We start from the raw sequence: 1,927 nt of genomic DNA, 5'->3' as shown, positions 1-1,927 counted from the left end.
ATGTCGCGGTAGGAATGCCCATTACTGAGCACCCCCCGCACAGATCCCGGCGTGCGCGATTCGCGCACCGGGCTCCTGCCTTGGGTGTTTGGCGGTGAACCGCACAACCGGCCAAGGATGAAGGACCCGGGCTGGAGGCAACCAGTCCCTTTCCAGCCTTTTCATCAAGGCCCACGTTGTCCCGTCTTTCTGGCTGCGTCGCCGTAGCGCTCGCCGCCATAGGTCGGTTACGTGTGCCCGGAAGGCACGAAGGGCTGGGGTATTTGTCGGCACGGCGTGGTAGTTAAAGTACCCTTGCACCACACGCCGCAGCCAGCGCCCCTGCTCCGAGATTGACTGATGCCATCTGCGTCTCAACTCCTCTTTGATTTCCCGTAGCTTGGCCTGCATCCGGTCTCGCCGGGATCGCCGCCTGAGCATGAACTTGCCATCTTTGGCCCGTCCACTGATATGGGTGAACCCCAGGAAGTTGAAGGTCTCGGGCTTGCCCAGTCCGCGCCCGGCTCGGTTCTCGGCCGCGAAGCGGCCGAACTCGATCAGGCGGGTTTTCTCCGGGTGTAGCTCGAGCGCAAACTGCTCCAGCCTTTGCTGCATGTCCCGCTTAAAGCGCTTGGCATCGTAGGCTTTGGCGAAACCGACAACGATGTCGTCGGCATATCGCACGATCACGACGTTTCCCTCGGCGCGGCGGTTTCGCCACCGGTTCGCCCAGAGGTCGAAGACGTAATGCAAGTAGATATTGGCCAGCAGGGGCGAGATGACCGACCCCTGTGGCGTACCTTCCTCGGTGGCTGTCACCACCCCATCTTCCATCGCACCAGCCGTCAGCCATTTGCCGATCAGGCGTAACACGCGCCGGTCGCCGATGCGGTGCTCCAAGAACCGAATCAGCCAGTCATGGCTGACGGTATCGAAGAACCGACTGATGTCGGCGTCCAGAATCCAGCTCACATTGGTACGCGCTATCCCAGTGGCCAGTGCATCCAGCGCATCGTGTTGACTGCGCTTTGGCCGGAACCCATACGAGAACCCGAGGAAGTCCGTCTCATAGACCGCGTTGAGCACCTCCACCACTGCGCGCTGGACAATCTTGTCTTCCAACGCGGCAATGCCCAATGGTCGCAGCTTTCCATCCGCCTTCGGAATGTACTGACGGCGGCTGGGCTGTGGCCGGTAGGCTTGGCGGTGAAGGCGCCCGTGCAAGTCGCTCAGGTTTGCCTCTAGGTCTTGCTCGTAGTCGCTCCAAGTCACCCCATCGACCCCCGCCGCCGCCTTCCGTTTCAGCCAGAAGAACGACGTCTGTAGCAGCTCAAGATCGATCAGGTGGAACAGCGCTGTGAACCGCTCCTTCTTTCTTTGCCTTGCGGCTTCCCGCACACGGACCAATCGCTGGGGCACGCTTATCCGGCTCAGCGTCCGGGACGTGTGTGACCAGTCCATGTTCCCCTTGGCCCTCCCCCTTGGCTCCACCGACTCCGCCTCCGGTTGCCCGGATTTGTTCGCCAGCTTCGTCGCTACTATGGGGAGGTCCGACTTCTCCTGACCGTTCATCATCGGCTTCGGCTCCTCGCCTTCCCGATGCGGACCGCACGGCAAAACCGCCACCGTGTGCCAGTCAGGAGATCTCCCGGTTCCCGCACAAGGAGCGTACGCACATGCCAGGGTCTAAGACCGCGCCGAGTCGGCTGGGCGCTCGCGCAAGCGCGCCCAGCCGTGTTGCCTTCCGCATACAGTAGTACGTCGGCACTCGGGTCTAAATATGCTTTTCGCGGCTCAATGGCTGGCCTATACGCACCCCTGTCAACGCTTCGTCGTGCGCCTCGCGGCGCACAACGCATGACTCGGGGACAGCGTGATTCGCTAAATCTTCTGCTGTCAGGGACTTTCACCCTTTACTCCTTGCCGGTTAGCCGGCGCACACTGTATA

At 61.5% G+C, this 1,927-nt stretch carries 1 protein-coding gene; it reads right to left on the bottom strand.

Features of this window, described 5'->3' with window-relative positions:
* Positions 1 to 21: 21 nt before the first annotated feature.
* Complete coding sequence (gene ltrA / locus AB1I47_RS33655; RefSeq protein ID WP_475572034.1) at positions 22 to 1,554, bottom strand: group II intron reverse transcriptase/maturase; 1,533 nt, start codon at positions 1,552 to 1,554, stop codon at positions 22 to 24.
* Positions 1,555 to 1,927 lie beyond the last annotated feature (373 nt).

It is taken from the genome of Cupriavidus necator, from assembly GCF_040578825.1.
Taxonomy (GTDB): domain Bacteria; phylum Pseudomonadota; class Gammaproteobacteria; order Burkholderiales; family Burkholderiaceae; genus Cupriavidus; species Cupriavidus necator_E.
The sequence above is the reverse complement of the archived record's forward strand: the minus strand, read 5'-3'. Positions and strand labels throughout refer to the sequence as shown.